5 protein-coding genes and 1 pseudogene are annotated in these 5,181 nt (G+C 74.9%); all 6 read left to right on the top strand.

Annotated features, from left to right (window positions below):
- Positions 1–313, top strand: a pseudogene (locus DVA66_RS16825) (hypothetical protein); the annotation flags it as partial.
- A 58-nt stretch (positions 314–371) separates the two neighbouring features.
- Positions 372–1,217: an amidohydrolase family protein gene (locus tag DVA66_RS16820; RefSeq protein WP_114561102.1), complete on the top strand. Its 846-nt coding sequence runs from the start codon at positions 372–374 to the stop codon at positions 1,215–1,217.
- Positions 1,214–1,726, top strand: coding sequence for a gamma carbonic anhydrase family protein (locus DVA66_RS16815; RefSeq protein WP_114561101.1), 513 nt, complete (start codon positions 1,214–1,216; stop codon positions 1,724–1,726). Before DVA66_RS16820 ends, DVA66_RS16815 begins: the two co-directional genes overlap by 4 nt.
- 74 nt (positions 1,727–1,800) lie before the next feature.
- Entirely contained in the window at positions 1,801–2,574 is a 774-nt protein-coding gene (locus tag DVA66_RS16810) for an RraA family protein (RefSeq protein WP_114561100.1), read from the top strand.
- 236 nt (positions 2,575–2,810) lie between these two features.
- Positions 2,811–4,001, top strand: a complete 1,191-nt coding sequence (locus DVA66_RS16805; protein WP_114561099.1) for a fumarylacetoacetate hydrolase family protein — start codon at positions 2,811–2,813, stop codon at positions 3,999–4,001.
- An 8-nt stretch (positions 4,002–4,009) separates the two neighbouring features.
- Positions 4,010–4,954, top strand: coding sequence for a C-terminal binding protein (locus DVA66_RS16800; RefSeq protein WP_232822028.1), 945 nt, complete (start codon positions 4,010–4,012; stop codon positions 4,952–4,954).
- Positions 4,955–5,181: the final 227 nt, after the last annotated feature.

Genomic DNA, 5,181 nt, shown 5'->3' with positions numbered 1-5,181 from the left:
CCGGGCCTGGACCGACCGGATGCTGCTCGGCACCGACCTCGTCACCGCCGCCGACCTGGCGGGCACCGGTTTCGTCACCCGCCTGCTGCCGGCCGGCACCGACCCCCGCCCGGTCGCGCTCGAGCTGGCCGGACGGGTCGCCGGCGCCGCCCCGCTGACGATCCGCGCGCTCAAGGAGGTCGGACGGCGCCTGGACGCCGACCCGTCCGCCGACGTGGACGACCTGCTGGCCCGCTGCTACGGCAGCCGCGACTTCGCCGAGGGCGTCGCCGCCTTCGCCGCCCGCCGCGCCCCCGCCTGGGAGGGCCGGTGACCACACCCGTGACCGCACGCACCGCCCCGACCGCCCTGGCCGCCCGAGGAGGACGCCGATGACCATCGATGCCCACCAGCACTTCTGGATCTCCGCCGAGAGCAAGCAGCCCTGGCGCGGTCCCGAGCACGGCTCCCTGGTCCGCGACTTCACCCCCGACGACCTGCGTGGGCTGACCGCCGAGCTCGGTGTCGACGGCACCGTGCTGGTCGAGTCCGAGGACGGTCCGCACGAGAACGACCGGCTGGCGCGCTGGTCGGCCGAGCCGCCGGTGGCCGGCGTGGTCGGCTGGCTGCCGCTGACCGACCCCGAGGCCGCCCGGGCCGAGTGGCGCCGGATGGCGCTGCCGCGGCTGGTCGGCGTCCGCTGCCTGGTCGGGCGCGAACCGCTGGACTGGCTGCGCCGCGGCGACGTCCGCGACCTCTTCGGCGAGCTGGCCGGTGCCGACCTCAGCTGGGACGTCGTCCCCCTCGACCGCGCCCAGTGCGCGGAGGTGGTGGCCCTGGCCGAGGCGGTGCCCGATCTGCGGGTGGTGGTCGACCACCTGGCCCGGCCCCCGCTGGACGGCGCCGACCGGGCCGCCTGGGAGGAGAACATCGCCCTGCTGGCCGCCGCGCCGGGGATCGCGATCAAGTTCTCGGTCGGCCTGGACGTGCTGACCCGCTGGTCCTGGCAGCCCGACCAGCTGGCCGACGTCGGCCGGGTGGTGCTCGACGCGTTCGGACCCGAACGGGTGATGATCGCCACGAACTGGCCGGTCTGCGAGCTGGCCGCGGACTACCGCACCGTCTGGCGCGACCAGGTCGCCCTGCTGGAGCGGCTGCTGCCCTCGACCGCCGACCGCGACCGGGTGCTCGACGGCACCGCCCGCGAGTGGTACCGGCTGGACCGGGAGCGCCCGTGAGCCTGCTCGGGTTCGAGGGCCACCAGCCCGAGGTCGATCCCACCGCCTGGGTCGCCCCCGGCGCGACGCTGGTCGGCCGCGTCCGGCTCGGCGCGGAGGCGTCGGTCTGGTACGGCGCGGTGCTGCGCGGTGACGGCGAGGACATCGTCGTCGGCGAGCGCAGCAACCTGCAGGACCTCACCGTCGTGCACGCCGACCCCGGCCTCGGGGTCCGGCTCGGGGCCGACGTCACCGTCGGCCACCGGGCGATCCTGCACAACTGCACGGTCGGCGACCGCGTCCTGGTCGGGATGGGCGCCGTCGTGCTCAACCGGGCCCGGATCGGCTCCGACGTCGTCATCGGCGCCGGCGCCGTCGTCCCCGAGGACGCCGAGATCCCACCCGGGACGCTCGTGCTCGGGCTGCCCGGGAAGGTCCGGCGCGAGCTCACCGAGGACGAGCGCGCCCGGATCCGCACCAACGCCGCCACCTACGTCCAGCTCGCCCGACGGCACGCCGCCGACGGCTGACCCCATGACCACCCGCCGGCGAGCGTCGGCGGGCCATCCGAGGAACACCACACAGGAGAAGGAGCACGTCCACCATGACGCACCATCCCGTCCAGCAGAAGCCCGACCTGCCCTGGACCAAGGCCGACCCTGCCCAGCTGGGCTCGCTGTACAAGTTCCTCCGCGTGGTCGACGTGGTGGACGCCCTCGACGGCATCGGCTACTTCAACGTCGGCCTGATGGACACCGACGTCCGCCCGCTCTGGGGCGGCATGCGGTTCTTCGGCGAGGCGGCCACCATCCGGGCGGTGCCGTCGAACAAGCCGATGTGGAAGCTGGAGACCACCGCCGACGTCGTGCGCGCCCACGGCATCTGGTTCGAGAAGTACCCGCAGGCCAAGCTGCCCACCGACCTGGCCCCCGGCCACGTCGTGGTGATGGACTCCGGCGGCGGCCAGGAGGTCGGCTTCTGGGGCTCGGAGAACAGCATGGGCGCCATCGTCGGCGGCGCGGTCGGCATCGTCACCGACGGCTACGCCCGTGACACCGGCGAGCTCGAGGCCCAGGGGACGCCGGTCGTCTCCCGCAAGCGCGGCCGCACCATCATCCCGGGCCGGATCCAGGCGATCGAGACCCAGACCACCATCGCCTGCGGCGGCACCCAGGTGAACCCGGGTGACATCGTCGGCGCCGATGACGACGGCGTGGTCGTGGTGCCGAAGGAGGTCGCGGTCGAGGTCGCCACCCACGCCCGCGCGGTCCTGCTGCACGACATGAAGGCCCGGCGTCGCCACTACGACAAGCTCGGCCTGCCGGCCGACGAGTCCGTCGACGTCGAGGCCGTCGAGGCCTGGTACGCCGAGGTCTGAGCAGCACCTCCAGCGCGCTGAGCCTGTCGGAGCGCGGGTGACCGCCCTTCGACAGGCTCAGGGCGCTGGGGCTGGCCCGGGCGCTCGGCGCACCACAGCGCGCTCAGCTCGTCGGGCGCTGGGTCGGGCTGGCGGGGACGTCCACCGCGCAGCAGGCTGACCCCGGACGACCGAACCCGACCACAGCGCGCTGAGCCTGTCGAGGCGCCGCACCACCACGAGACGGAGAGACACGGATGGACCTCATCGACGACCCCCGCGACCTGCTGCCCACCGACCTGGAGGCGGCCACCCTGGTCGGCCGCGTGCACGACCCGGAGGTCGACGGGCCGTCGGTGGTCGTCGTCCGCGGGGAGGAGGTGGTCGACCTCTCGGCCACCTTCCCCACCATGACCGACCTGCTCGAGCAGCCCGACCCCGCCGCGGCCGCCCGCGCCGCCGAGGGCGGCCGCCACTGGCCGCTGACCCCGCTGCTCACCGACTCCCTCGCCCAGACCCCCGACCGGCCCACCCTGCTGGCCCCGGTCGACCTCTCGGTGCTCAAGGCCGCCGGGGTCACCTTCGCCAGCTCGCTGGTGGAGCGGCTGATCGAGGAGCGGGCCGGCGGCGACCCGGTCCGGGCCGAGCAGCTGCGCGGGGAGCTGGAGACCACCCTGGGCGTCGACGTCAGCACGGTGCGTCCCGGCAGCCCGGAGTCGGTCCAGCTCAAGGCCGACCTGCAGTCGCGCGGGCTGTGGTCGCAGTACCTCGAGGTGGGTCTCGGCCCCGACCCCGAGGTGTTCACCAAGGCCCCGGTGCTGGCCGCGGTCGGCTGCGGCGCCCCGATCGGCGTCTCGGAGATCTCCTCCTGGAACAACCCCGAGCCCGAGGTCGCCCTGGCGGTCAGCTCGACCGGACGGGTGGTCGGGGCGACCCTGGGCAACGACGTCAACCTGCGCGACGTCGAGGGCCGCTCGGCCCTGCTGCTCCCCCGCGCCAAGGACAACAACGCCTCCGCCGCGGCCGGGCCGTTCGTCCGGCTGCTCGACGACGGCTTCACCCTCGACGACGTCCGCACCGCCTCGGTGCGGCTCCAGGTGCTCGGCGAGGACGACGGTTTCGTCCTCGACGGGGTGAGCGAGATGAGCCAGATCTCCCGCGACGTCGCCGACCTGGCCGCCTACACCGTGGGCCGGGCGCACCAGTACCCCGACGGCGTCCTGCTCTACACCGGGACGCTGTTCGCCCCCACCCAGGACCGTGGCGAGGACGGTCTCGGCTTCACCCACCACCTCGGCGACGTGGTCCGGATCTCCAGCCCCCGGCTGGGCACCCTGGTCAACCGGGTCACGCACTCCGAGACCGCGCCGCGCTGGGAGTACGGGCTGCGCCGCCTGATCGCCAACCTGCACCGCCGCGGGCTGCTCGACCGGCTGGGCGCCTCATGAGCCCCCGGGTGGCGGTGACCGACCACATCTTCGCCGACCTCGAGCTGGAGACCGCCGCGGCCGCCGAGCTCGGCGCGGAGCTGGAGTCGCACCAGGTCTCCACCGAGGAGGAGACGCTGGCCGCGCTCACCGGCGTCGACCTGGCCTTCGTCAACTTCGCGCCGGTGACCCGCCGGGTGCTGCAGGCGATGGCGCCGGGCGCGATGGTGGTGCGCTACGGCATCGGCTACGACAACGTCGACGTGGACGCCGCCCGCGAGCTCGGCGTCCGGGTCGCCAACGTGCCCGACTACGGCGCCGACACGGTCGCCGACCACGCCGTCACCTGTGCGCTGCTGCTGCTGCGCAAGGTGGTCACCTTCGACCGGGCGATCGCCACCGGCGGCTGGCTCTCCCCGCCCGACCTGGCCCCGATCCGCGCCTTCTCCGCCACCACCGTGGGGCTGCTGGGGACGGGCCGGATCGGGCTGGCGGTGGCCGACCGGCTGCGCCCCTTCGGGTTCGCCGTGGTCGCGCACGACCCCTTCGCCGACGCCGAGGTGCTGCGAGCGCACGGGGTGGAGCCGGTCAGCATGGAGGAGCTGTTCGGCCGCTCCCAGCTGCTGTCGCTGCACGCCCCTGCCACCGAGACCACCCGCCGGATCGTCAACGCCGACACCCTGGCGCTGATGCCGCCCGGTGCGGCGCTGGTCAACACCGCCCGTGGTGCCCTGGTCGACACCGACGCCCTGCTGGACGCCCTCGACTCGGGTCGGATCGCCGGCGCCGCCCTCGACGTGGTGGAGCCCGAACCGCTGCCGGCGGAGCACCGGCTGCGCGGGCACCCCGGGGTCGTCCTCACCCCGCACGCGGCCTTCTACTCCGAGGAGTCGCTGCGGGCCCTGCAGCGCCTCGCCTGCGAGGAGGTGCTGCGGGCCGGCCGCGGCGAGCCGCTGCGCTGCCCGGTGGCCTGACCCTCCGACGGCCGGGCCGCCCCGGGAAGAGGGGGCGGCCCCGGAGCTGTGGGTTCAACGCCGGGGCCTGGGTCCGGAGTCACGGGCCCGAAACTCCTGACCGTGGCCGAACCGTACCCGGGCCGGGTGTCGCCAAGCACCGGGGCCGGGGACGCCTCCCGCGCCCGCACCCGGCAGCGGGCCGGGAGCCGGAGTCGCGGGCTCAGGCGGCGGCGTCGCGGCGCTCG

Source organism: Desertihabitans aurantiacus (genome assembly GCF_003344635.1).
Taxonomy (GTDB): Bacteria; Actinomycetota; Actinomycetes; order Propionibacteriales; family Propionibacteriaceae; genus Desertihabitans; species Desertihabitans aurantiacus.
This window is presented reverse-complemented; position numbering and strand designations above follow the sequence as displayed.